The organism is Mesorhizobium sp. M0074 (assembly GCF_040322975.1).
Taxonomy (GTDB): domain Bacteria; phylum Pseudomonadota; class Alphaproteobacteria; order Rhizobiales; family Rhizobiaceae; genus Mesorhizobium.
Map to the genome: position 1 here is coordinate 37,301 of NZ_JAMYUM010000021.1, position 24,885 is coordinate 62,185.

The 24,885-nt window shown below is 62.3% G+C and carries 26 protein-coding genes and 1 tRNA gene; 14 read left to right on the forward strand and 13 right to left on the reverse strand.

Annotated elements, in window-relative coordinates; genetic code table 11:
- Positions 1-84: 84 nt before the first annotated feature.
- Entirely contained in the window at positions 85-978 is an 894-nt protein-coding gene (locus tag NKJ73_RS25105; RefSeq protein ID WP_352571449.1) for a LysR family transcriptional regulator, read from the reverse strand.
- 94 nt (positions 979-1,072) lie between these two features.
- On the opposite strand from NKJ73_RS25105, the gene NKJ73_RS25110 reads away from it, so the two are divergent.
- Positions 1,073-1,951, forward strand: coding sequence for an aldo/keto reductase family oxidoreductase (locus tag NKJ73_RS25110; RefSeq protein ID WP_352571450.1), 879 nt, complete (start codon positions 1,073-1,075; stop codon positions 1,949-1,951).
- Positions 1,952-2,306: 355 nt separating this feature from the next.
- Here NKJ73_RS25110 and NKJ73_RS25115 read toward each other — a convergent pair whose 3' ends face one another.
- Complete coding sequence (locus tag NKJ73_RS25115) at positions 2,307-3,359, reverse strand: glycerophosphodiester phosphodiesterase family protein (RefSeq protein ID WP_352571451.1); 1,053 nt, start codon at positions 3,357-3,359, stop codon at positions 2,307-2,309.
- A gap of 305 nt (positions 3,360-3,664) precedes the next feature.
- Here NKJ73_RS25115 and speB point away from each other — a divergent pair, with 305 nt between their 5' ends.
- The 3 genes from speB to NKJ73_RS25130 are packed head-to-tail and all read left to right on the forward strand — an operon-like array spanning position 3,665 to position 6,468.
- Complete coding sequence (gene speB / locus NKJ73_RS25120; RefSeq protein WP_352571452.1) at positions 3,665-4,672, forward strand: agmatinase; 1,008 nt, start codon at positions 3,665-3,667, stop codon at positions 4,670-4,672.
- A 29-nt stretch (positions 4,673-4,701) separates the two neighbouring features.
- Positions 4,702-5,628: an N-acetyl-gamma-glutamyl-phosphate reductase gene (gene argC / locus NKJ73_RS25125; protein ID WP_352571453.1), complete on the forward strand. Its 927-nt coding sequence runs from the start codon at positions 4,702-4,704 to the stop codon at positions 5,626-5,628.
- Entirely contained in the window at positions 5,629-6,468 is an 840-nt protein-coding gene (locus NKJ73_RS25130) for an aminoglycoside phosphotransferase family protein (RefSeq protein ID WP_352571454.1), read from the forward strand.
- Here the strand turns inward: NKJ73_RS25130 and NKJ73_RS25135 are convergent.
- A complete protein-coding gene (locus NKJ73_RS25135; protein ID WP_023674630.1) occupies positions 6,458-7,552 on the reverse strand; it encodes a COX15/CtaA family protein in 1,095 nt (364 codons plus the stop codon). The two genes, NKJ73_RS25130 and NKJ73_RS25135, sit on opposite strands and share 11 nt — an antisense overlap.
- A gap of 151 nt (positions 7,553-7,703) precedes the next feature.
- Here NKJ73_RS25135 and NKJ73_RS25140 point away from each other — a divergent pair, with 151 nt between their 5' ends.
- Complete coding sequence (locus NKJ73_RS25140; RefSeq protein ID WP_023674629.1) at positions 7,704-7,931, forward strand: DUF2842 domain-containing protein; 228 nt, start codon at positions 7,704-7,706, stop codon at positions 7,929-7,931.
- On the opposite strand, the gene NKJ73_RS25145 is transcribed toward NKJ73_RS25140, so the two are convergent.
- Positions 7,928-8,986, reverse strand: coding sequence for a polysaccharide deacetylase family protein (locus NKJ73_RS25145; RefSeq protein ID WP_352571455.1), 1,059 nt, complete (start codon positions 8,984-8,986; stop codon positions 7,928-7,930). The genes NKJ73_RS25140 and NKJ73_RS25145 overlap by 4 nt on opposite strands.
- An 89-nt stretch (positions 8,987-9,075) precedes the next feature.
- Between NKJ73_RS25145 and NKJ73_RS25150 the strand changes: the two genes are divergently transcribed.
- Positions 9,076-10,305 (forward strand): GNAT family N-acetyltransferase, encoded by a 1,230-nt coding sequence (locus NKJ73_RS25150; protein ID WP_352456599.1) that lies wholly within the window; start codon positions 9,076-9,078, stop codon positions 10,303-10,305.
- Between the two features lie 23 nt (positions 10,306-10,328).
- Here the strand turns inward: NKJ73_RS25150 and NKJ73_RS25155 are convergent, their stop codons facing one another.
- Positions 10,329-12,578 carry a GumC family protein gene (locus tag NKJ73_RS25155; protein WP_023674626.1) on the reverse strand — a complete coding sequence of 750 codons (2,250 nt, stop codon included), beginning with the start codon at positions 12,576-12,578 and terminating at the stop codon, positions 10,329-10,331.
- 255 nt (positions 12,579-12,833) lie between these two features.
- Between NKJ73_RS25155 and NKJ73_RS25160 the strand changes: the two genes are divergently transcribed.
- The 7 genes from NKJ73_RS25160 (at position 12,834) to NKJ73_RS25190 (ending at position 18,973) form a co-directional block, all read left to right on the forward strand.
- Entirely contained in the window at positions 12,834-13,397 is a 564-nt protein-coding gene (locus tag NKJ73_RS25160; RefSeq protein WP_023674625.1) for a polysaccharide biosynthesis/export family protein, read from the forward strand.
- 12 nt (positions 13,398-13,409) lie between these two features.
- Complete coding sequence (locus NKJ73_RS25165; RefSeq protein WP_352571456.1) at positions 13,410-14,534, forward strand: glycosyltransferase family 4 protein; 1,125 nt, start codon at positions 13,410-13,412, stop codon at positions 14,532-14,534.
- 117 nt (positions 14,535-14,651) lie between these two features.
- Entirely contained in the window at positions 14,652-16,187 is a 1,536-nt protein-coding gene (locus tag NKJ73_RS25170; RefSeq protein WP_352571457.1) for an undecaprenyl-phosphate glucose phosphotransferase, read from the forward strand.
- Complete coding sequence (locus NKJ73_RS25175; protein ID WP_352571458.1) at positions 16,184-17,473, forward strand: O-antigen ligase family protein; 1,290 nt, start codon at positions 16,184-16,186, stop codon at positions 17,471-17,473. The genes NKJ73_RS25170 and NKJ73_RS25175 overlap by 4 nt, the downstream gene beginning before the upstream one ends.
- Before the next feature lie 36 nt (positions 17,474-17,509).
- Positions 17,510-17,586 (forward strand) — tRNA-Pro (locus NKJ73_RS25180).
- A 791-nt stretch (positions 17,587-18,377) separates the two neighbouring features.
- Positions 18,378-18,611, forward strand: coding sequence for a hypothetical protein (locus NKJ73_RS25185; protein ID WP_352471996.1), 234 nt, complete (start codon positions 18,378-18,380; stop codon positions 18,609-18,611).
- Positions 18,612-18,778: 167 nt separating this feature from the next.
- Positions 18,779-18,973: a hypothetical protein gene (locus tag NKJ73_RS25190; RefSeq protein WP_023674517.1), complete on the forward strand. Its 195-nt coding sequence runs from the start codon at positions 18,779-18,781 to the stop codon at positions 18,971-18,973.
- 38 nt (positions 18,974-19,011) lie between these two features.
- On the opposite strand, the gene NKJ73_RS25195 is transcribed toward NKJ73_RS25190, so the two are convergent.
- Positions 19,012-19,470 carry a YbaK/EbsC family protein gene (locus NKJ73_RS25195; RefSeq protein ID WP_352456594.1) on the reverse strand — a complete coding sequence of 153 codons (459 nt, stop codon included), beginning with the start codon at positions 19,468-19,470 and terminating at the stop codon, positions 19,012-19,014.
- A gap of 119 nt (positions 19,471-19,589) precedes the next feature.
- The gene (locus tag NKJ73_RS25200; RefSeq protein ID WP_023674515.1) at positions 19,590-19,868 is read right to left on the reverse strand and encodes a helix-turn-helix domain-containing protein; all 279 of its coding nucleotides are present in this window, start codon (positions 19,866-19,868) and stop codon (positions 19,590-19,592) included.
- Between the two features lie 317 nt (positions 19,869-20,185).
- Between NKJ73_RS25200 and NKJ73_RS25205 the strand changes: the two genes are divergently transcribed.
- Positions 20,186-20,377, forward strand: coding sequence for a hypothetical protein (locus tag NKJ73_RS25205; protein ID WP_023674514.1), 192 nt, complete (start codon positions 20,186-20,188; stop codon positions 20,375-20,377).
- 126 nt (positions 20,378-20,503) lie between these two features.
- Here NKJ73_RS25205 and NKJ73_RS25210 read toward each other — a convergent pair whose 3' ends face one another.
- From NKJ73_RS25210 to NKJ73_RS25235, 6 genes are all read right to left on the reverse strand, one after another.
- Positions 20,504-20,845 carry a hypothetical protein gene (locus NKJ73_RS25210; RefSeq protein WP_023674512.1) on the reverse strand — a complete coding sequence of 114 codons (342 nt, stop codon included), beginning with the start codon at positions 20,843-20,845 and terminating at the stop codon, positions 20,504-20,506.
- Between the two features lie 74 nt (positions 20,846-20,919).
- Positions 20,920-21,462: a MerR family transcriptional regulator gene (locus NKJ73_RS25215; protein ID WP_023674511.1), complete on the reverse strand. Its 543-nt coding sequence runs from the start codon at positions 21,460-21,462 to the stop codon at positions 20,920-20,922.
- Between the two features lie 245 nt (positions 21,463-21,707).
- Positions 21,708-22,031 (reverse strand): integration host factor subunit alpha, encoded by a 324-nt coding sequence (locus NKJ73_RS25220; RefSeq protein WP_023674510.1) that lies wholly within the window; start codon positions 22,029-22,031, stop codon positions 21,708-21,710.
- A 103-nt stretch (positions 22,032-22,134) separates the two neighbouring features.
- Positions 22,135-23,106 carry a beta-ketoacyl-ACP synthase III gene (locus NKJ73_RS25225; RefSeq protein ID WP_023674509.1) on the reverse strand — a complete coding sequence of 324 codons (972 nt, stop codon included), beginning with the start codon at positions 23,104-23,106 and terminating at the stop codon, positions 22,135-22,137.
- A 9-nt stretch (positions 23,107-23,115) separates the two neighbouring features.
- Positions 23,116-24,186, reverse strand: coding sequence for a phosphate acyltransferase PlsX (gene plsX / locus NKJ73_RS25230; protein ID WP_352449317.1), 1,071 nt, complete (start codon positions 24,184-24,186; stop codon positions 23,116-23,118).
- A gap of 123 nt (positions 24,187-24,309) precedes the next feature.
- Entirely contained in the window at positions 24,310-24,858 is a 549-nt protein-coding gene (locus tag NKJ73_RS25235) for a YceD family protein (RefSeq protein ID WP_352571459.1), read from the reverse strand.
- Between the last annotated feature and the right edge of the window lie 27 nt (positions 24,859-24,885).

A 24,885-nucleotide genomic window follows, 5' to 3' on the forward strand; every position in this document is an offset into this window, starting at 1 on the left:
AAAGGCCGCCTCCGGGCGGCCTTTTCCACAAAAAGAGGCACCAATCACCCCATCGGGCGCGGCTCGCACGCATGGTGGCAGACTTCAGGCCTTGATGAAGTCAATGAACGCCCGCAACGGCGCCGGCACGAGGCGCCGGCCGGGATAGTAAAGGAACGGCCCGGAGAAGCTCTGCCACCAGGATTCAAGCAGCGGTTCGAGCGCCCCGCTCTCGAAGTGAGGGCGTAGCCAATCCTCGAACAGGCTGATGATGCCGGTCCCGGCGATGGCTGCATCGACTTTGAGGTCAGTCGCCCCGCCCAGGGTCACGAGAAGCGGCCCCGTCGGGTCGACCCGCACCACCTCGCCGTCGCGCTCGAATTCCCACGGCGGCATCGCACGGCTGGCAAAGCGGCCGCGCAGGCAGGCGTGGCCGAGCAGGTCGCGCGGGTGTTGCGGCCGGCCATGACGATCCAGGTAGGCCGGGCTGGCGGCGGTGGCGAAGCGCTGCACGCGCGGTCCGATCGGCACAGCGATCATGTCTTGCTCCAGCCGCTCCTCATAGCGAATGCCGGCGTCGCACCCCGCCGCCAGCACATCGACGAAGCTCTCCTCCGAGATCACCTCCAACCGGATGCCTGGATAGGCGGCGAGAAAAGGCGGAACGATGCTGGGCAGTACCAGCCGCGCCGCGCTGACCGGCACATTGAGGCGCAACGTACCTGCCGGCCTGTCGCGAAAGCCGTTCACTACATCGAGGGCCGACTCCACCTCGGTCAAGGCAGGACCGAGCCGCGCCAGCAGGCCTTCGCCGGCTTCCGTCAGGACAACGCTGCGGGTCGTCCGGTTGAGCAGCCTGACACCGAGCTGCGTCTCCAGGCGCCGCACCGCCTCGCTCAAGCCGGACGCACTGCCGCCGCTGGCGCGTGCCGCATCCCGAAAACCTTTGGCGCGCGCTACGGCCACGAAGGCGTTCAGGTCCCCGAGATCAATCTGCATTGTTCGTCATTCCGCACAGCCCGTGCGAATTGTACCCAATTATCATGAGATCGGACAGCGTCTATCTGTGCACCGTTCCTGAAGGAGAAAGACCATGTCCAGCGTCGACCAGTCCGGCACATTCATCCTCGGCGACCGCAAGGTGAGACGGCTCGGCTACGGCGCCATGCAGCTCGCAGGGCCAGGCGTCTTCGGCCCACCAAAGGACCACGACGCGGCATTGGCCGTACTGCGCGAAGCCGTTGCACAAGGCGTCAACCACATCGACACCAGCGACTTCTATGGCCCGCACGTGACCAACCTGTTGATCCGCGAAGCGCTCGCACCCTATCCCGGCGACCTCGTTATTGTCAGCAAGATCGGTGCCCGACGCGGCACGGATGGCTCATGGCTGCCGGCCTTCTCGGCAGAAGAGCTGACACAGGCGGTGCACGACAATCTGCACAATCTCGGACTCGACGTGCTGGAGGTGGTCAACCTTCGGGTCATGTTCGACGCGCATGGCCCCGCCGAAGGGTCGATCGAGGCGCCGCTTGCGACGCTTGCCGAGCTCCAGCGACAGGGCCTCGTGCGCCACATCGGGCTGAGCAACGTCACCGCTGCACAGATCGCCGAAGGCCGCAGGATGTGCAGGATCGTCTGCGTGCAGAACCAGTACAATCTGGCGCATCGGGGCGACGATGCCTCGATCGACGATCTGGCCCGCGACGGCACTGCCTATGTGCCGTTCTTCCCACTTGGCGGCTTCAACCCGTTGCAGTCGTCGACCTTGTCCAAGGTCGCCGCACGCCTCGGCGCCACGCCCATGCAGCTCGCGCTCGCCTGGCTGCTTCGCCGCGCGCCCAACATTCTTCTGATTCCCGGCACGTCTTCCGTCGCGCATTTGCGGGAGAACCTCGCCGCTGCCGACCTCGAACTGTCGGACGATGTCATCAAGGAGCTGGATGGTGTGGCAATGGCGGCCTGCGGGTAGATTACCGAAGGCAGTGATGAGCCAATCTCCCCCAAGTGGGTTCCCTTGCGGGGGAGATTGCCGACAGGACAGCGAAGGCGCGCGATCTTGCAGGCGGGACAGCCGAGACGCTGAAGGATCGTCGCATTTTTCTGCCACTACGCCACATTTTGTTCTTGCTTTGTGCCGGCAGCTATGCTACTAATTTGGGTATGGTGCTAATTGGCTCCAACGACCCGCCCACAGAGGCGGGTTTTCTGTTTCTGGGTTCCTTCGAAAGTTTGGCGCTGCCGGCCTGGGGTCGGCGGGACAGCGCCCTTCTGCCCTGCCGGGCATCGTCACCACAAGAGGGAGATCCAATTCTCGCCGCGCCGGTCTAGTTGATGCTGGCCGTGTTGGCCGGCTCGGCCGGGCGCTTCTCACCGGCATAGGGCACGCGAAAACCGTTCGCCGCCAGCCAACCGATGGCGGCCTTCGGTTCGTCGGTCTGGATGATGGTGGCGCCGCGCTCGACCCAGAAGCCATAAGTCTCGCGCGGCAGGCTGGCCGCAACCGCCAGCTCGTCGCCGCGACCGCCGGCGAGGAAGCCGCCCGGCTTGTTGACGATGGCATAGGTGTCGGCCCAGATGTGCCAGTCGCCCCTCACCGCCAGCGCGCGCATGCGCGGGCTGAACAGCGGGCCGCCGGTCTCGGTCAGTGTCTCGGCGCCGGCCCGCCAATTGATCAGTTCGATCGCGCGCACCGGGAACGCCCGGCTGACTTTTTCGGCAAACATGGCGTCGTGAACAGCATCGTCGGCAATGATCGGCATGAACTGGAAGCCGCCCTCGATCGCGTCCATGGCGGCCGCAACCGTGGCGATCCGCTCCGCATTCCACAGGTTCTCCTTGACGATCACCTGTTCGGCCATGCCGAGGTCGCGCGCAACCGCGACCATGCCGACGAGGCTTTCGGTATCGAGCTTGTTGTCGAGATTGATGAGGATCCTGTCCCTGGTCGTCATCAACATCTCGCGCAACGTCGAGACCGTCTCGCCCGTAACGGCGCCGGTGCCTTCCAACCGGCAAGTCTTGAGTTCGGCCAATGTGTGCTTGTCGACCTCACCTTTGCAATTCGTCGTGCGGTCGAGCCAACTGTCATGCATGACGACGAACTGTCCGTCCTTCGAGCGCCTGATATCGACCTCGACGATTTCGGCGCCCGTTGCGATCGACGCCTCGACGGCGGCGATCGAATTTTCGGGATAGAGCGTCTTGCCGGATTGCATGCCGCCGGCGCGGTGCGCGGCCACTAGCACATGGTCGCGCCATTGGTTGGCGTGCTCGAAGCGGTCGAGAATCTGCCTGGCGCGCGTTTCGCCTGCCGATGCCTGGCCAAGGGAGAGCGCCAGCGCCGCGGAAAGCAGAAGGCTCAGCCAAATCGTTCGCATGAGACAAGTCGTTCGCACGAGAATCGCTCCGTACCGGGATCGCACCCCGGTTAAGCGATGCCCGTGACAGGCAGGTGAACGAAGCCGGCTTGCAAAATGCCGGAAAATCAGGTCAGCGCCGGCCGAAGCAGTCGTCGGCGGCTACTTTCGGTTGCTTGCCAGGCAATCTCCTGGCCAGCCATGCCGGGTTCGCCTGGCGAGCAAGGATTTGTGACCGGATCGAATGGCCATGATCCTCCGCAGGGGTCGCAATTCTGAGAATTATGTCCAATAAGGTTGCGCGTCGACGCACAGGAGATCGCTTCATGCCGCCAAGGACCATCGATCATGCCTTCACCACCCGCTCCAGGACGGGTGCGTCGTTCGAGCCGACCTATGCCGGCGCCCTGTCGTTCATGCGGCGCAAATATTCGAAGGACGTGAAGGACGCCGATGCGGTGGTGTGGGGCATTCCCTTTGACGCTGCGGTCACCAATCGGCCGGGCGCCCGTTTCGGACCGCAGGCAATCCGCCGCGCCTCGGCCATCCTCGACAACGATCCGCAATATCCGTTTTCGCGCGACCTGTTCGAACAGCTTGCCGTGGTCGATTATGGCGACTGCCTGCTCGACAGCGGCAATCACCAGAAGACGCCTGCCACGATCGAACGCGAAGCGGCGAAGATCCTGAAATCCGGCGCCTTTCTGCTGTCACTCGGTGGCGATCACTTCGTCACCTGGCCGCTGCTCAAGGCGCATGCCGCCATCCATGGCCCGCTGGCTCTGGTGCAGTTCGACGCACACCAGGACACCTGGCCCGACGACGGCAAGCGCATCGATCACGGCTCCTTCGTCGGCCGTGCAGTCAAGGAGGGCATCATCGACCCCGACCGGTCGATCCAGATCGGCATCCGCACCCATGCGCCCGACACGTTCGGCATCAAGATCCTGTATGGCCATGAAGTGGAGGAAATGCGTGCGTCCGACATCGCCTATGCCATCGTCGACCGTACGGGCGGCAAGAAGACCTACGTCACTTTCGACATCGATTGCCTGGACCCGGCTTTTGCGCCCGGCACCGGAACGCCGGTCGCGGGAGGCCCGTCTTCGGCAAAGATCCTGTCGGTGCTGCGCCAGATCAACCAGCTCGATATCGTCGGCGCCGACGTCGTCGAGGTTGCGCCAGCCTATGATCACGCCGATATAACGGCAATTGCCGGGTCGATGGTGGCCATGCACTATCTTGGGCTGTTGGCGGAACGAAAGGCCCGACTCGAAGAAATAAACCAGGGCAATCACGGCGTTGCCGGATTGAATCAGGCAAGCGGCATATAGCTTTGAGATAACAGGAATTTTGGCAAGCAATGAAACCGAAAATCTTCATCGACGGCGAGCACGGCACTACCGGTCTGCAGATAAGGGCGCTGCTTGCCGAGCGTGGCGACTTGGAAATCATCTCCATCCCGACCGAGCGCCGCAAGGAAACGGCAGCGCGCGCCGAGTTCCTCAACGCTGCCGATGTCGCGATCCTCTGTCTGCCGGACGCAGCCGCCAAGGAAAGCGTTTCGCTGATCGCCAATGACACCACCAAAGTGATCGACGCCTCGACGGCGCATCGTGTCGCCGATGGGTGGGAATATGGTTTCGCCGAAATGGACAAGGACCAGGCGAAGAAGATCGGTTCGGCGAAGCGCGTCGCCAATCCGGGCTGCTGGCCGCAAGGACCAATCGCGACGCTGCGGCCGCTGGTTGCGGCGGGGCTGCTGCCGGCCGATTTTCCGGTCACCGTCAACGGCATTTCCGGCTATTCCGGCGGCGGCCGGCCGATGATCGAGGATTATGTCGGCAAGGGCGAGGATGCGCCGGAATTCCTGCCTTACGGGCTGACGCTGCAGCACAAGCATGTGCCTGAGCTCAGGACCTATGCCAAGCTTTCGCACGATCCGATCATGCAGCCGGCGGTCGGCAATTTCGCGCAAGGCATGATCACGGTGGTGCCGCTGCAACTCGGCGGCCTCGACCATGTGCCGACCGGCGCCGAGCTTCACGCGGCGATCGCCGATCATTTCGCTTCCATCGATGGCGGCGTGGTCGAGGTGGCGCCGTATCTGCATCAGGAACGCATGCCTGACATCGATCCGGAGATCTATAATGGCACCAACCGGATGAAGCTTTACGTCTTCGCCAATGACGATCGAGCGCAGGCGCTGCTGCTTGCGGTCTATGACAATCTCGGCAAGGGCGCCTCGGGCGCCGCCGTGCAGAACATGGATCTGATGCTCGGCCTCTGAATGGATGTGCCGGCATTTCCAAAGCGCTGGAAGGTCGGCGCGCCCGAACTCACCGCCGAAACGTTCAGCAGCCGCATCTGGAAGGTCGCGCGCGAGGACGGCTCGCCGGCAATCGTCAAGGATCTAAAGCCTTTCGACGATGTCGAGGACGAGTTGCGCGGCGAGCATTTCCTCGCCTGGCGACGCGGCGAAGGTGCGGTGCGGCTGCTGGGCCGCGATGGCCACCGCATGCTGCTCGAACATGCTGGCGACAGGATGCTGTCACACCATCTTGCCGAACACGGCGACAATGCCGCCACCGCGATCGCGGCGGAGGTGATAGCAAGGTTGTTCTCGCCGTCGAAGCACCCTGCCCCGCCGGACCTCCAGCCGTTGCGGACCCGGTTTTCCAGCCTATTCAAAAAAGCGAGGGCCGATCGCGCCGCCGGCGAAAGGAGCCTGTATGTCGAAGCAGCCGAAATCGCGGAACGGCTGCTGTCCAATCCGCACGACGTGCGGCCGCTGCACGGCGACCTGCATCATGACAACATCATGCACGGTCCGCGCGGCTGGCTGGCGATCGACCCGAAGGGCGTTCTCGGCGACCCCGGCTTCGACGCCGCCAACATGTTCTACAACCCACTTGACCGGGACGATCTTTGCCTCGATCCGCGGCGGATCGCGCATATGGCGCATGTCTTTGCCGCAACGCTCGGCCAGTCGCCGCCCGCGATACTGGACCACGCCATCGCCTATGGCTGCCTGTCGGCTGCATGGCACCATGAAGATCGCAATGCGGTCGACGAAAACCGCGAACTGGCGATTGCCGCGGCAATCCGGCGGGTGCGGCTCAGCCTCTGAGAGCGATCTCGTGGGGCAGCGGGTAAGCGCCCTTGGTACCGCGCCAATGCGCGGCGGCGAAGCCGAGCAGAAACAGCGCGAATGCCTGATGCGTCAGGGCCATGTGCAGAGGCACCTGCATCAATAGCGTGCCGATGCCGATCGACGCCTGCACCACGACAATCAGGAACAGCAGCGTCGCGCGCCGGGCATGCGTCGTGCCCGGCAGGCGCCGGCGTGTCGCAATCATGTGCCAGAGCGCGACCGCGAAGATCGTGTAGGCGCCGACCCGGTGGACGAATTGCACCGTCTTCGGGTTTTCGAAGAAATTGCGCCATGCCGGCTCCAGCAGCAGCAGGTCGCCGGGGACCAGCTTGCCGTCCATCAGCGGCCAGGTGTTGTAGCTCAAGCCGGCGTCTAGCCCTGCGACCAGCCCGCCGAGATAGATCTGGACCAGCGCCAGCAGCACCAGGAAGCCGGCCAGACGTTGCGTCGAGCGGTCGGCGGCAGGTTCCGAGTGCGGCGCCAGCCCACGCGCGACCACCATGGTCGCCGTGAAGATCAGCGCCGCCAGCGTCAGATGCGTCGCCAGCCGATATTGGCTGACCGAAACCCGGTCAACCAACCCGGACGCCACCATCCACCAGCCTATCGCGCCCTGCAGAGCGCCGAGAAGGAGGATGCCCGACAACTTCGTGCCGAGGCCCCGCTCGATGCGGCGCGTCGCCCAGAAGAACAGCAGCGGCAGGGCGAAGACCACGCCGACACTACGCGCCAGGATGCGGTGCACCCATTCCCACCAGAAGATCGATTTGAACGCCTCGATGCTCATGCCGTTGTTGAGTTCGGCATATTGCGGGGTCTGCTGGTAGCGCAGGAACTCCTCCTGCCACTCGGCATCATTGAGCGGCGGGATGACGCCGTGTATCGGCTGCCATTCGGTGATCGACAGGCCGGAATTGGTGAGCCTTGTAGCGCCGCCGACCAGTACCAGCGCAAACAGCACCAGGAGCACGACATAGAGCCAACCGCGTACCAGCGCGCGGTTGCGAAGGTCGCGATCGCGGGCGGCGAAAGGCGCGGCATCGGATATGGCAGCAGCCATGGATTTGTCCCGGCAGTTGAAGTCGCGGATTGGTGAACCATCGCAACCCGGCTTGCAAGACCGGACAGCGCGGCACGCCGTCGCGCCGTTTCTGGCGGGTTGCGCGTATTGGCTGTTCGGCCTAAGCGATAGCGATCAACGAGATCGCGCCATGCCCATTCGCCTGAAAAAGTTGATCGGAAGCTTCCTGCTGGTAGTGCTGGTCATAGTCTATGCGCTGGTCGCCTCGATCGTGGCGGTCGCCCAATTGTCGCAGTCCGGGCCGCTGGCGCACTTCATCTTCTTCCTGCTCAGCGGGCTTTTGTGGGTGCTGCCGGCGATGGGCATCATCAAATGGCTGATCCTGGAGCCGCGGCCGAAGGGGCGAGGCAACAGTTAGATCGTCACCACCGTCTTGCCGGCATTGGCCAGCGGCGTCGTCACACCCGACAACATTGTTCGGACGTGGGCGACGCTCTGATAGCGGCCATTGACCGAAATGCGCGGCAGGGCGTGCAGGAAGCCGGCATGCTCGGCGCGGAGTATGCCGTGGCGGGTCGTCACCGCCGAGGCATAGCCGGCATCGCGGACTAGGCCTACTTCGCGGCGGCCGACGGCACTGGCATAACCGTAGGGATAGGCGAAATGGCGCGGCTCCTCGCCGAGTTTGGCCTGCAATATGCGCTTGACGTCGCCGATCTCATGTCGCGCATCGCTCTCGGAAAGCCGCTTCAGATTGCAGTGATTGACGCTATGTGCGCCGATCGTCACCAGCGGGTGCTCGGCCATGGTGCGGATCTCGTCCCAGTTCATCAGCGTGCTCGGGCGCGGAGCACCCAACTCGATGCCGTTCGAGCGCGCCAGATCCCGCAACACCGCACGCTGGTCCTGCTCGCGCACCTTCAGCGTCAGATGAGCGTGCAGGCGCGCATTGGCCTGGACCTTTTTTCCCGGACTCGAGCAGTCGATTGTCACCGGGCCATCCGGCGTCGTCAGCGTCAGGCGATCGCGCGCATTGACGATGTCCTCGACCACGTCCCACCACAAATCGGCAGCGCCGTCGATCAGTCCCGGCGCGACGTAGATGGTGATCGGCGCGCCGTGTTTCTCCAGCACCGGCAGCGCCTCGGTCATGTTGTCTCGATAGGCGTCGTCGGCGGTGATCGTCGCAAACTGGCCGTCCTTGTCGCCAGCCTTGATGCGCTCGATCGCCTCGTCAAGCGTGACGAAACTGTAGCCGTTCGCCTTCATGTCGGCGATCACGGTGTCGAGAAACCCAGGCGCGATGTTCAAGTGGCGGTTGACGCCGTTCGGCTTTTCCGGTGTCGCGGTTACCCGATGCAGCATCAGGATAGCGCCGAGACCGCCGATAAACGGCTTGGCCAGCGGAGCGAGACCGGAATAGCGGGCGAGATTGAGCGCCAGTTTGCGGATTGCCTCGCCCCCGTCGATCATTCATTCACCTTTTGCGCCTAAGCTCATCAAGCATGGAATGCGCCTGCGCGGACCCCCAATCGCGACGAATACGCCCTAAGGATTGAGGTATGGTTGACGCCACCGCGTCATTTGACGGCAATCAGCTGGCAAGCAGCGAGGCGTCGCCGTGTGCCTTGCCGGCCGGCAAAGCCGGCCTGTCAACCTCGGTCGCCGATAGTGCGGCGTTGGCGGCGTACGCAGAATTCTGCCATTCGGCGCTTTTTGCCCCTGCGCAAAGCGCAGGCTGGATCCTGAACTGGGCCGCACATACCGGCGCCGACGTTGTCGTTGCGACGCTGCGCGCCGAGGACAGGCCGGTTTTCTCACTGGCGCTGGAGGTCACTCGCAGTGGAGCGTTCCGCGTCGCCCGGTTCATGGGCGGCCGCCATGCAAACGGCAATTTTGCCGCCGCCGACCCGCAATGGCTGTCGAATGCCGATAGCGCGGCGATCCGCTCGATGCTGGCTGCGATTGCCAAGACGCGGCGCGACATCGATCTTGTTGCGCTGGAGCGGCTGCTGCCCGATCTCGACGGCGTTGCCAACCCGCTCTCCGCCTTGCCGCATTTTTCGAGCCCCAATCTGTCGCTGGCCGCCGGTCTTGTGGGAGGATTTGACGCACTGCTCACCCGCGTGAGCGGCAAGCGCAGGCGCAAGAAGCATCGCTCGCAGGCGCGCAAGTTCGAGGCCGTTGGCAGCTATCGTCGCATCGAGGCGAGGACTGCGGACGAGGTGCACATGCTGCTCGATGCCTTTTTCGAGATGAAGGAATTCCGCTTCCGCAAGATGGGCATCGCCAATGTTTTCGGTGAGGCGGAGGTGCGCGCTTTTTTCCGCTCGCTGTTTGCCGACGCGCTTCAAGAGGAATATCCGTCCTTCGTCCTGCATGGGCTGGAAGTCGCCGGGAAACTTCGTGCAGTCACCGGATCGAGCCGCACGGGCAAGCGGCTGATCTGCGAATTCGGGGCGATCGCCGAGGACGACCTCGCACACACCAGCCCGGGCGACTTCCTGTTCTTCGAGAACATCCTGGAAGCCTGCGAGGCGGGTTTCGAAATCTATGATTTCTCGGTCGGCGACGAACCCTACAAGCGATTGTGGTGCGATGTCGAAACGCAGCATTTCGAGGTGCTGGTTCCGCTGACGCTGAAAGGTCGTGCGCTGGCGCTTGCGCTCAGGCACGGCGCAAGCCTGAAGGCATTCATCAAGCACAGCCCAATGGTCTGGAAGCTGACCAAGCTGCTGCGCCGCAAAGCCGTGGGGCGGACAGCACCGGCCGCAGGCGAAGACGACAGCTGATTTCGATTTGAGAGAAAACTGCCTCAGGCGGCCGAGCGCCGTCCCGGCATTGGGCCCGGCGCCACATGGCCGATGGGCGTGACCAGCGTCAGGTCGGGATAGCCACTCTCGATGAGCGCGACCGCGGCCTGCGTCACCTCGTCGTCCGGCTCAAGCATGGAGAGCAAGACCTCGGTCCCCTCGCCCACCAGGCGGCTGATGCCTTGCGCGTCGGCCGGTCCGCATTCGACCACGACCAAATCATAGGCGGTGGTCAGCGACTGCATGATGATCGGCAGCCGGTCGGCGGCGCGCATGGCGCGGACCGGATCGGCTGTGCCGACGGGAATAACGTGGCAGTCCGAATAGAGATCGGGGTGGATCACATCGCTGAACTGCGCTTGCGAGGCGAGCAGATCGGTGATGCCCGGAAACAGCCCGCTGTCCAGCATCGGCCGCGAGGCGGCACCCGAAGCGGTGAGATCAAGCAGCAGCACGCGTAGCCCGGCGTCGGAGACTGCGCGCGCCACCAACACCGCCGAGGCGGCCGCCTCGTCGCCTTCTGGCGACACGAATATGGCGCGGGCGGCACCGGTGGCGATCAGTTTTTCCGCGGCCTTGTCGATGTCGACCTCGCCGAGGATAGAACGTGCCGGTTCAATGTCTCCAGCGGCCATTTCAGAGTACTCCGGTTCGATTTTCTCGGCAGCCGCTTCCGCCACCGCGACGGGTTCCGGCTCCACTTTGCTTTCAATGATATTGTCGTCGTCGGCCTCATCGATCTCGACGACTGCCGGTTCGGACCGGCCAACCGACGGGTCGGGCTCGGCCATCACGCGTTCGGCCTGGACAGCCGGCATCGCAACCTGCTCGATGCGCTCGAAATGGGCACCGGCGGCCGGACGCATGGCGCGGCCGGAAAACAGTTCCTGCAGCAGCGTGACGATCGCCATGATGAGCAACGAGCCGACAAAGGCCGCACTGACAATCGGACCAATCTTGGGGAAATAAGGTTCGGCCGGCACCTGGGCCTCCGAAAATACGCGAGCGTCGACGGGCAGATAGTTGCGATCCTTGCGTGCGGCCGCCTGGAGATAGCTGGATGAATAGAGATCGAGCTGCTGACGCTTGGTCGCGGCATCACGCTGCAGCGCATCGAGTTCCACCTGCTCTTCGCCGGCGCGGGCGGACGCCGCCTTCAGCGTGTTGACGTCTGCCACGAGTTGAGCCTCTCGCGCCTTCGCCGTCTCGGCCTGCGCCATCAGACCTTTCATGATCTTTTCCGCTTCGTTGCGGATCTGGCGGTCGAGATCCGCGAGCTGCGACTTCAGCGCGCGGATGCGCGGATGGTTGTCGAGCAAGGTGGTGGAAAGGTCGGCGATGTTGTTCTTGAGTTCGACTTGCCGCTCGCGCAGGCGCTGGATCAGTTCGGAAGACAACACCTCCGGAACGGCATCCAGCGAGCCGCCATTGCGCAACGCCCTGCGCACGCTGTCAGCGGTCGCTTCCGCCGAAGCGCGATTGGCGCGCACGCGTGACAGTTCGCTCGACAATTCGGACAGCTGCTGGGTGGCAAGCACCGAATTGTTGCCGCCCATCAAAAGATCGGACTGCGCACGGAATGCGGCAACCTTGGCTTCCGCCTCCTTCACCCGGTTCTGCAGATCCGCGATTTCCGGCGCCAGAAAGTCGGTGGCGGCGGAATTCGATTCGAGCTTGGCATTGCCCTTGGAGGCGATATAGGCGTTTGCAATGGCGTTCGGGATCGCGGCGGCAAGCTTTGGATCCTCTGACGAGAACTCGATTGCGATCGCGCGGGTTTTTTCAACGCCATAGACGTTGAGCTTCTCATGCATTGCGTCCAGCACGCGCTCTTCCAGCGGAATCTCGAACGGATCGCTTTTCAAGCCAACAAGGACAAGGGCGCGGCTCAGCGCCGACATCTTCAGCGCCTCGTCGAATTCGGGCAATTTCGCCAGGTTGAGCTTCGCCGCCACCTGCTTGAGGATGTCGGGGGACGAGATGATCTGGACCTCGGTGGCCACAGCCTCTTCGTCGGGAATCGACCGCTCGTTGCCGTTGGCCCCGGCTGGCCGCGTGAACTCCGATTCTCGAGGCCCGATCTCCAGCTTGGCTGCCGCCTTGTATTCGGGCGTTGCAAGCCAGGCGAGCGCAAAGGCCAGGCCGGTTACAACCAGTGCGACGACAAGGATGCGCAACCAGTTTCGCGCCAGGCTGGCGAAAAGCTGCCTGAGATCGACGTCGACATCTGCGGCCGCGGATTGAACGGACATGCATCCCTGCTCCGGTACTGAGTCAGCATGCACCGTAAACAACTATGGTAACTCAGCCGTTAATATCGCGGTAAGAACCTGTTAGGCTCTACTAACAAGCCGCAAACAAGAGGCTGAAAACCATCTGCATTTGTCGATCCGGCCCGCATCGGCCGCGCGCCTTTACCGGCCATTAACCCTAACAGGATGATAACCGAGCTCGATCGTTAAGGTTTGCCGCAGAGTCGCCGGCTATTCAAAGGTACGTGTCCGCTCATGAAAAGCACTGCTCCCCTTTTCCGCGCGCTGCTTGCCGTATCGATGCTTTCGGGCTGCTCCAGCTACCGGCCGACGCCGGCCGCATTCCATGAAGTTCTCGACCAGCCCTATCGCCTCGGCGCCGGCGACCGCGTCCGCGTAACCGTGTTCGAGCAGGAAGGACTGACCAATACCTACAGCGTCGACCAGTCCGGCTATCTCTCGCTGCCGCTCGTCGGCAACGTGCCGGCGCGCGGCCACACCGCCCAACAGCTTGAAAGCGAGATCGCCGAGAAACTGCGCCAGGGTTATTTGCGGGATCCCGATGTTTCGGTCGAAATCGATCGCTACCGGCCGATCTTCGTCATGGGTGAAGTGGGTGCGGCGGGGCAGTATTCCTACGTTCCAGGCCTGACCGTGCAGAAAGCCGTCGCCATCGCCGGCGGGTTCACGCCACGCGCCAACCAGGAAAGCGTCGACATTACCCGCGACATCAACGGCAAGGTGATAACCGGACGCGTGGTGACCTCCGACCCGCTATTGCCCGGCGATACAGTCTATGTTCGCGAACGCCTGTTTTGATGTGCTGACAAAGTGGCGGACACACTCAGGATCGTCCACTGCTTTCGCTCACCGGTCGGAGGCATCTTCCGGCATGTGCGCGACCTGACCGAGGCTCAGGTCGCCGCCGGCCATGCCGTCGGCATCGTCTGCGATTCGACGACGGGCGGCGATTTCGAGGAACGGCTGTTCGAACAGATGAAAGGCAGCCTGGCGCTCGGCATTCACCGCACCCCGATGCAGCGGCATGTCGGGCCAGGCGATCTCGCCTCGGCCCGGTGCACCTATAGGATCATAAAAGAATTGCGGCCGGACGTGCTGCACGGGCATGGCGCCAAAGGTGGCGCCTATGCCCGTCTGTTCGGCTCATTGTTGCGGGTATCCAGGTCTCGCGTAGCCCGCCTTTATTCGCCGCATGGCGGCTCGCTTCACTATGACGAGACCACCGCCATGGGGAAGCTGTTCTTCGCGCTCGAGCGCTTCATGGCTCGCTTCACCGATTGCCTGCTGTTTGTTTCCGATTATGAGCGGCGGACTTATCGCAGGAAGGTCGGCGAACCGCCCATTCCGAACGCTCTCGTCCACAACGGCCTGCGGGCCGCCGAGTTCGAGCCGGTGCGGACCGAGCACAATGCGGTTGACCTCCTCTATATCGGCATGATGCGAGACCTCAAAGGCCCGGACATCTTCATCGATGCGCTGGGGCTAGCCGCGACACGGCTCGGCCGCCCATTGAAAGCGCTGATGGTCGGCGACGGCGACGACCTGCCGCGCTATCGCGCCCAGGTAAATCAGCTCGGCCTCGACGTCGGTTTCCTGGCGCCGATGCCGGCCAGGCTCGCCTTCACGCTGGCCGAACTGGTCGTCGTTCCCTCGCGCGCGGAAGCCATGCCCTATATAGTTCTGGAAGCGCTCGCCGCCGGCAAGCCGATCATCGCGACGGCGGTCGGCGGCATACCGGAAATCTTCGACACCGGCTCGCCTGCCCTGATCCGGCCCGACCCGCGCGAACTTGGCGACAAGATAAGCGCCGCATTGGCCGATCTCGACACCTACAAAGGCCTGATGCCCGGCCTCGCCGACCTCAAGGCACGCTTCGGCGCCGATGTAATGGCCGCCGAAATCGAAAAGGCTTATTTCGCCGCGCTCAAAAAATAGAGCAACGGGTTTTCCACCGGGCTGCTCCTGGTGAAAGCGTCTCCAAAGCCATGTGTTGTTTCAAGGGTTTCTTAGCTCTCTTTTGCTATTCACCTGAGGGAAACCTGCGGACGCCCCATGAACGAAATCGACCCCGCGCGCCGTTTTTCGCTAGACGCGGTGCGCAAATTCGACGCCCCTGCCGAGAACAATACGGCCGGCGGCATGAACGATGTTGCCCGCCAGGTCGCCTCGCAATACCGGCGCGATACGATGTCGCCGATCATGGTGAGCGGCGTCCTGCGCATGGTGGAATTCGCGCTGCTGCTGGTGTCAGGTCTTGCCGTCTATTTCTATTATGTCGGCTTTTTCAACTATCTTGCCTGGCAATACTCGCTGACGATCGCCGCCACCTCGTTCCTCGCGGTCGTTCTGTTCGACGTCACCGACTGCTACCAGATTGTCGCGCTGATGCGGCCGATCGCCAATTTCGGCCGCCTCCTGCTGGTCTGGGCTGGAACCTTCGCCTTGATGGCGCTCACCGCCTTCACCATGAAAATGTCGGAAGACTATTCGCGCCTGCTCTTCGGCACGTGGTTCGTTATTGGCTTCGTGCTGATCCTGGGTCTCCGGCTGGTGATGTCGAAGCTGATCCGGCGCTGGGCGCGCGACGGGCGGATGGAGCGCCGCGCCGTCATCGTCGGTGGCGGCAAGGCGGCGGAGGTACTGATCCGCTCGGTCGAAAGGCAGCCCTACAACGACATCCGCATCTGCGGCATCTTCGACGACCGCGGCGACAAGCGGTCGCCGCCGGTTGTCGCCGGTTATCCCAAGCTCGGTACAATTTCCGAACTCATCGAATTTGCCCGCATCGCGCGCATCGACATGCTGATCGTATCGCTGCCGCTGACCGCCGAATCGCGCGTGCTGCAGTTATTGAAGAAGCTGTGGGTGCTGCCGGTCGACATCCGGCTATCGGCGCATTCGAACGCGCTGCAGTTCAGGCCGCGCGCCTATTCCTACATCGGCTCGGTGCCGATGCTCGATATCTTCGACAAGCCGATCAACGACTGGGATTCGGTCGCCAAGCGCGCCTTCGACATTGTCTTTTCGATCATCGGCATCATCGTGTTCTCGCCGGTGATGCTGGCGACCGCAATCGCGATCAAACTCGACAGCAAGGGGCCGGTGCTGTTCCATCAGAAGCGGCACGGCTTCAACAACGAGATTATCGACGTCTACAAGTTCCGTTCGATGTATACCGACAAGGCGGACCCGACGGCGAAGCAGACCGTGACCAAGAACGATCCGCGCGTCACCCGCGTCGGCCGCTTCATCCGCAAGACCTCGATCGACGAACTGCCGCAGTTCTTCAATTCGCTGTTCGGTTCGCTGTCGCTGGTCGGGCCGCGCCCGCACGCCATTGCCGCGCAGTCGCACAACCTCCTCTACAATGAAGTGGTCGACGGCTATTTCGCCCGCCACAAGGTCAAACCCGGTGTGACCGGCTGGGCGCAGATCAATGGCTGGCGCGGCGAGATGGACACCAACGAGAAGATTCGCATGCGGACGGAATACGACCTCTATTACATCGAGAACTGGTCGCTCTTGTTCGACCTCAGAATCCTGTTCCTGACGCCGATCCGCCTGCTCAATACGGAAAACGCGTATTGATCGCGACGGCCTACGAATTGCCGGCGGCGGCGGTCAACGCCAAGCTGATCGCACTGATTGTGTCGGGGGCGGTTTTCCTCGGCGTCTTCCTGTCCGGTTTCGTCATCGCCGAGCCGGCGCCATACGACCTCTATATGATCGGACTGATCGTGGTGTGGCCCTTGTTCGGCCTGCGCATCCAGCGCGCGGCGGTGCCGCTGCTGGTGCTGCTGGTGATCATGAATATCGGCGGCATGATCTCGATGACGCAGATGTCGGACCTTGCCAGCACGCCGCTCTATCTCGCAGTCTCGCTGTTCCTTGCCTTGACCGCAGTGTTCTTCGCCTCGATGACGGCCGTCCAGCCCAGTCTCTACCGGGTGATCTTCGTCGCCTATGTGGTGTCGGCAGTGCTGACTTCGCTGGTCGGCATAGCCGGCTATTTCCATGCCTTTCCAGGAGCGGAGATCTTCACCAAATACGACCGTGCCGCCGGCGCCTTCCAGGACCCGAACGTGTTCGGTCCGTTCCTGGTGCTGCCCGGCATCTACCTGCTCTACCTGCTGCTTACCGGCTCGGTCGCACGCATGCCGCTATTGGCGGTGCCGTTGCTGATAATCACCGCCGGCATCTTCTTTTCCTTTTCGCGCGGCGCCTGGGGCATGTTCGCCGTTTCGGCGATCCTGCTGACCGGTGCCTTGTTCCTGCAGAGCGCCAGCGGCAAGTTCAAGCTGCGCGTCGTCGTCATGACCATCGCCGCCGTCGGACTGCTGGTCATCGCAATGATCGTCATCCTGCAACTGCCAGGCGTCGCCGAGATGTTCTCGAACCGCGCACAGCTCGAACAAAGCTACGACACCGCCCGGCTCGGCCGCTTCGCCCGCTATACGATCGGCTTTCAGATGGCACTGGAGCATCCGTTCGGCATCGGCCCGCTCGTCTTCGGCAAGATGTTCGGCGAGGACACGCACGACATCTGGCTGAAGATGCTGATGGATTACGGCTGGCTCGGCTTCGTGTCGTTCCTGACGCTGACGTGCTGGACGATCGCCGCCGGCTTCCGCATTCTGCTGCGCGACCGGCCGTGGCAGCCTTATCTTCTATGCGCCTACGTCGCCTTCATCGGCAATATCGGGCTCGGCACCTTCATCGACATCGACCACTGGCGCCATGTCTACCTGCTGCTTGGCTTGATCTGGGGTGCCATCGCGCTCGAATACCGCCACCAGTGGCAGCTGCGGGCGGCGCAGCGACCGGCAATCCCCGTCGCGGTTGCTTCAGGCAGGACAGCAACCGAATTCGGTTGACCGGACCCGGTCTATCACGATACATCGCGACCGGTCCGGAGTGTAGCGCAGCCCGGTAGCGCACTTGACTGGGGGTCAAGGGGTCGTCGGTTCGAATCCGGCCACTCCGACCATTAAAATCCAAAGCCTTAGCCAGTTTTCCCCCAAACTGGCTGTACAGACAATAGCCGCACTGCAGCCAGCGCAACATACGCAGGCGCGTGATCTCATCGAGGGAACCGATCACGCATCACTCGTGCGCGAGGCACGGAGGCTGGCGTCTAGCCAGAAGCCCACCGAGTAACCGCGCGGTAATGGCTAGGTAAGCTTTGCTGCGTACGCCAACCTTTATCGTGAGCCCGTATTCCAGCTTCAATAAGAAAAGGTCCCGCCGCACATGCCAGAACGGCGGGACTCGATCAGGCGCCTTGCATCAGGCAGGGGTGACTCGGGGGTTGGGCATGCCCGGTGCGCGCGGATCGTAGTGAACCCTAGGCGCATCAGCTGCAATGCGTCCACCAACCGTCGGTTGGAAAGAACTAATTCAATCCCGACGGCTGGCCTGGCCTGAACAGGCGCGCGCTCAAGGCTCAGTTTCTTCCCGGGGAGGAGCTTTTTGGTCAGGACAATCAGGATAGGGCAATTCTTCACACGGAGAGGGCCTGTCGCCAACGCTGCGATAATGTTCCGCGAGTTTTGCGAAACCGTAGGCGAAGGCGAAAAGAAGCGCGAGGACAACCGCTATTCGGACGGCCATACCGTATTGTAGCAGGATCCTCCCATTGGAGCGCGCGGCGTTTTGGTACGTTTGAATGTTGAGTTCGAAAAAGGTTGGCTCTAGTTGAATTGCCGTCGTCCGCAGTTGTAAGGGCGAGCGGACGCTTCGAAGATGCCACGCGCTTTCGCCCTTTTCGGGAGAGATGCAATGTCGCTTCAAGGAGTTGCCTGTCCTGCCGAGCTGACCATGTTGACCAAGGCACTTGATGCCCGATGCCGTGAACTAGGCCTCGCTGATGGAGATCCGGGCAGAGAAGTGCTCGGCCGCAGGGTGATGGATTTATTTGAAAGTGGTCAGCTCAGCGCCGAAGATTTGAGACTGGCTCTGAGCGGCGAGATCTTTAACGCCAAAAATCCTCCGGCCGGAGCCAGTGGGCCTTGATACGGCAAGCGGCTATCCGCGCAGCCATTTGAATTACTGGCCCAGCGTCTGAATCACTGGCCCAGCATCGGCTTCCGTTTGCGCAGGAGCGCGTGTGAACAAATGTGATTTTGCGGTCGGTGCCGGACGGGCTAACTTTACCCATCGAACGAAAGAGGAGAATGATCATGAAGACATTCCTCGCAATAGCCGCGGCACTGACCATGTCCATATCAGCTGCCTCTGCGGATTGCCCCGCGCATTCCAAGGTCCAGGCATCGGTCGACACGCAGACGAAGACAGCAAGCGTCGAGAAGGCAGATATGTCGACTGTCACGGACGCTCAGACGATCAAGAAAGAAGAGCCACAGAAGACCGAGTAGCGGTAACGCTCAGCGGATCCCACGACCCGGATAAATGGCTACTGGCACACATCCACCCACTCGGCGTCGACGAGTTCGGCCAGGCGTTGCGGGCTGAGCCGCACGGCGGCATTCGTCGCGCCTGCCGCCGGGACGACCTCGTCAAAGGCGCGCAGCGAGATGTCGCAGTAGACCGGGAGCGGCGCCGGTAGGCCGAACGGGCACACCCCACCGACGGGATGATCGGTCGCGGCGAGCACCTGCTCGGCGTCCAGCATTCGCGCCTTGCCACCAAACCGGTCCTTGAATTTGCGATTGTCCAGCCTGGAGATCCCGCTGGCCACGATCAGCATCGTCTGGTCGCCGGCGCGCAAGCAGATCGTCTTGGCTATCTGCGCCGGCGCTACGCCATGCGCTTCGGCGGCCAGAGGCACCGTCGCCGAGCTTGCCTCCGTGACGATGACATCAATTTCGGGCGCGTGTGCGGCGAAAAAGGCGCGAACGGATTCGAGGCTCATCTCCGGCAATTTCCGTCTGGCGTCGCCGTGGCGGCCGGCAAGTCCACTACGTGGCCGAAAAAACGAAGCCCGCCAGGGCGACCCATGGCGAGCTCGTGGAATAAAAGCATGACACGTCGCTACGACACGGATCGCCTTTTGGCAGGCAACACGGCTTCATCAAACAGAGCGCTTTCCGGAAGTTGAAGCGCGGAGGCAATACGCCGACGTTTCGAGGGATCGGCATCCTTGCCGCTTTCAATGTCGGCAATCTCATAGGCTGCCAGCCCGCACGCCAGGGACAGCTCTTCGATGCTGTATCCACGGGCTTCCCGGGCGGTTCGGACGGCACTGCGTTCAGGCGTAACCGCGCTCGCCGCCAGTTCGGAGTAAGGTTCGCGTTTTGCTATTTGGGGCATTGGCAACTCCGTGGGATGAAAGAGTTAGATCAAATCATGTTGTTGCCTGAGACGATCGGGAGAATGCCCGCTCGCCGGTGATTTGCCAAGCATCAAAGATAGCGTCACGGCATCGTGAACCGACGCCGGAATGAATGGCGGATGCCGGCGCGCCGACATCTGGCCGGTTCGTCAGCAGACACAGTTCGGAAACAAAATTCTACAGGCCGGAAAAACTGCCGAAAAACTCCAAGGCGATAGTCCCAACCGCAGCGCTCGAGTCACCGACCTGAATCAGTGACGCTCAAATTCCGCCTGCGCAAAAAGGAAACGATGTCATGAAGAAGCCTCTTCTCTCCGCCCTTGGACTTGCAATCGCACTTGCCCTCTCGATGCCGATCATCGGCGCAAGCAGCGCGAATGCAACGACGATGCACACCACCGTCAAGAAGCATCACCGCCATCACTACCATCACCGCGTCCACCACTACCGCCACCATCACAAGAAGGTTGTCGCGAAGAAGTACTGAAAACACCCTCGGGCGAACAACCCGCAATCAGGCGTTCTGGTGCTTGATCAAGGGCGGCGCGCTTGCCGGGCTTTCCGTGTCGGCGAAAAATGGCGGCGGTCCGCTGACCACCGCCATTTGCTTATCTCAACGTGCCGATCTTGAACGCGCTCGCGGTGCTTGTTGCTGCCGGCCGCCGAGGAACAGACTGGCGACGAGCCCGACCAGAACCAGCCCGACAGCGGCCGCCGTCGCCGGGTGATCCCGGGCGGTCTTCTCGATCGCCCGGCCTTGCCTTCTGATTGCCGGCAAGGCGTCGCCGAGGCGCTCAGTGATATCCGAATAATAATCCGACGCGGTATCGCGCCCGTCTTCGTAAAAGGCGCCGCCCCGCTTTAACACGGCTTTCTTCAAGGTGGCCAGTTCCCTGGTCAGGGCCGCGACCTGTTTGTCCAGATCGGTGTCGGAGATGCTCGAAAGCGATGCCATGACGTGCTTCCTTCATCTGTAGAAGGAAGCCTAACGCATGACCCTGAAGACCGTTCCGGTCAGCCCGGCGGGCTCTAGCGAACCTGATCGAGCAGGCGCTTGCATTCCAGGAGGTCGAACAGCGCCTCCTGCAGCAATGCGCGATTGTCACGGGAAAGTTTTGACGTGTCCGGCGGAACCGGACCTTCCTCGTCGGTCTTGCCTATACCGAAAAAACGACGGCTGGGTTTCACCCTCGGCTGGCCAACCAGCATTTCGTCGTCCGGGCCGCGCGGCTGCGCCGCTTGCGTCAGCGGTACCGTGTCGGCCTGTCGGCGCTGCGAGATCGCCTCGACCGCCGCCATGTCGCCACTGCCGACGGCGATCAGAAACTGGTTGCCGTTCTCGCGCAACAGCTTCTGCACGCCCTTGATCGTATAGCCCTGGTCGTAGAGCATATGACGAATACCCTTGATCAGTTCTACGTCCTGCGGACGGTAGTAACGGCGGCCGCCGCCGCGCTTCATCGGCTTGATCTGGTTGAAACGCGTCTCCCAGAAGCGCAGCACGTGCTGCGGCAAATCCAGATCCTCCGCGACCTCGCTGATGGTGCGGAAAGCATCAGGGCTCTTGTCCATGGGCGAATCCTCACGCTAGAGCATGATCGCGAAAGGCGGGAACCGGGTTCGGGCGACATCACGCTTAACAAGGAGAGCAGCTTTCCGTCCCGCCGGAACGGATCACACCCAAATACCGATCCGGCGTACCGAATCGCATCTTATTTCAGCGGTTTATGAAACAATATTCAAGCCCGGCGCAAAAGCAGGGTTCGCTTTTCAACCGAAGCCTGGGGCATGATTCTTGGCAAAGGGGGATTGGGCGGCTACTTGCTGCCCTTGACTTTGCTGTTTTGATGGGAGCGCAGGATACGGTTCTTCAGCACGTTCGACGACTTGAAGGTCATCACCCGGCGCGGCAGGATCGGCACTTCCTCGCCGGTCTTGGGATTGCGCCCGATGCGCTCGTTTTTGGAGCGCACGTGGAAGGTCGCGAAGGACGACAGCTTCACCGTCTCGCCGCGAACGATCGCCTCGCAGATCTCATTCAGCACCGCCTCGACAAGCTCAGCCGATTCAGTACGCGACAGCCCAACCTTGCGGTAAACGGCTTCAGCGAGGTCGGCGCGCGTAAGTGTCTTTCCCCCCATACGAACCGTCCCATCAGCTCAAAAACATAAATCATACAAGCAACGGCAGAACCTAAGTAATTGATCCGTCAAGGTCAAGGACCCGAACCCGATAGTTCGGCACTTACCAGCGGAGCAGGACGGCACCCCAGGTGAAGCCGCCGCCCATCGCCTCGAGCAGTACCAGGTCACCCTTTTTGATGCGACCGTCGGCGACGGCTGCGGACAGTGCCAGCGGCACGGAAGCCGCCGAGGTATTACCGTGCAAATCGACGGTCACCACCACCTTCCGCTCCTCTATCCCGAGCTTTTTGGCCGAAGCGTCAATAATTCGTTTATTGGCTTGATGCGGCACGAACCAGTCGAGATCGGCGGCGCCGATGCCGGCCTGTGCGAACGTCGCCTCGATGACGTCGGTGATCATGCCGACCGCATGCTTGAACACTTCGCGGCCTTCCATCCTGAGGTGCCCGACGGTTCCGGTGGTCGACGGCCCACCGTCGACAAAAAGCTTGTCCTTATGGATGCCGTCGGAGCGCAGGCTGGCCGCCAGAACGCCTCGGTCGGCGATGCCGCCTGCCCCCGTGCCTGCTTCCAGCACCATCGCGCCGGCGCCGTCGCCGAACAAAACGCAGGTCGAGCGGTCGTTCCAGTCGAGAATACGCGAAAATGTTTCCGAGCCGATCACCAGTACCCGTCTGGCCAAGCCGCCGCGGATATAGAGGTCGGCGGTCGTCACTGCATAGACGAAGCCGGAGCAGACCGCCTGCAGGTCGAAGGCAAAACCGTGGTGCATGCCGAGCCGGTTCTGGATCTCGACCGCGGTCGCGGGAAAGGTGTTGTTGGGCGTCGAGGTCGCCAGCACGATCAGGTCGATGTCGTCAGCCGTCAGGCCGGCGCTGTCGAGGGCTGCGCGCGCTGCCGCCTCGCCCAGCGAGGCCGTCGTCTCGTCGTCGGCCGCAATGTGGCGCTGCCGAATGCCGGTGCGCTGGACGATCCACTCGTCCGACGTCTCGACCATGCCTTCGAAATCGGCATTCTTCATAATGCGGCGGGGCAGCGCGGCGCCCGTGCCGCGCACGACTGATCTGATCAATGCTCTTTCCTATTCCTTTGCGTCGATGACGACGTCGGATTTCCGGATTGTCTGGGCATTCGGATTGCGGGCATGGAACAGGTCGAGATCGGCTTCGATGCGGTCAAGCAGATTGTTGCGCACCATGTCGTAGCCAAGCTCGATCGCCGCCGCAAAGCCATCCGAATCAGCCCCGCCATGGCTTTTCACCACGATGCCGTTCAATCCGAGGAAGACGCCGCCATTGGAGCGGCCGACATCCATCTTCTCGCGCAGGCGATCGAAGGCGGTCTTGGCGAAGATATAGCCGATCCTGGCCATCAGCGTCCGGTTCATCGCCGCGCGCAGATAGCCGGCGATCTGCCTGACGGTGCCTTCCGCCGTCTTCAGCGCGATGTTGCCGGCAAATCCTTCGGTAACGACGACGTCGACACTGCCCTTGCCGATGTCGTCACCCTCGACAAAGCCATGGTAGTTCATCGAGGCCATGTTGGCCTCGCGCAACATACGACCCGCCTCCTTGACCTCTTCCTGGCCCTTGATCTCCTCGACGCCGACATTGAGCAGGCCGACGCTCGGCCGTTCGATGCCGAAAACCGAGCGCGCCATGCCGGTGCCCAAAATGGCAAAATCAACCAGTTGATGCGCATCCGCGCCAATGGTGGCGCCGACGTCCAGCACCACGCTCTCGCCGCGCAATGTCGGCCAGAGCGCCGCGATTGCCGGGCGATCGATGGTCGCCATGGTGCGAAGGCAGAATCTGGACATTGCCATCAGCGCGCCGGTATTGCCGGCCGAGATGCAGGCGTCGGCAGTGCCTGCCTTGACCGCCTCGACGGCCTTCCACATCGATGACTTCCAGCGGCCATGGCGCAGCGCCTGGCTCGGCTTGTCGTCCATCCGCACTGCGATCTCGCAGTGGATGAACTCGCTCACTTCCGCCAGCTTGGGGAATTTGGCGAGTTCGGGCCGTACCACTTCTTCGCGCCCATAAATGACGAAGCGTATATCCGGACGGCGGGTGGCGACAGTCATGAGCGCCGGGATGACCACGCTTGGCCCGTGATCGCCGCCCATGGCATCGATGGAAATCCTGATCACGCGGTGTTCATCTCACGGTTGCTTGGCCAGCGGGCTTGCCAAGGTGCGGGGCTCGCGAAGGTTCGGCGAAAATAACGGTTTTGGGCTGCCGCACAACCAACTTTTCTCAAATTGGGTCAGCTATCAGGATTTTCCCAACAGTGATCTGAGCTTTTGCTGGAATTCATTCTCCACAGGCTCGGCATCGCCGGCGGCCTCCAGCGATACACCCGGCTTGCGCGGATATGGATCGATCGCCAAGCCAAAGAACTGCTCGGCAAGCGCCCCGACGTCGATCGCATCGCCGGAAAAGGTTTCCGGGCTGTCCGGGCCTTCGGCGTCGAGCAGGATCTCACCGCCGCCGTCGAAACCTTGCCGCCCGAGCTTGGATTGCTCCGGCAGGAACAGCGCTTCGACCGGCTCATCGATATGCGCCTTGACCGGGTCGAGGGTGACGATGCAGGCCTGCGTTATATCGGCCTCGACATGGCCGCTGACTTTCACCCCGTTGCGCTTCCAGGGCTCGACCAGGAGTTCGGCGCGATAGTTCTCGACCGAAAGCAGCTCGTGCTCGACGGCCAGCAGGGCGCGCTGCCCAGCGTCGGCATCGATGACCACCGGCAGCCCCTTTTGCGGCAGCCGGGCGACATTTGCCAGGAATGACACTGGGCTGTGGGTATCAGGGTGTTTCATCTTCGCCTCCACTTCGCCACCTTCATC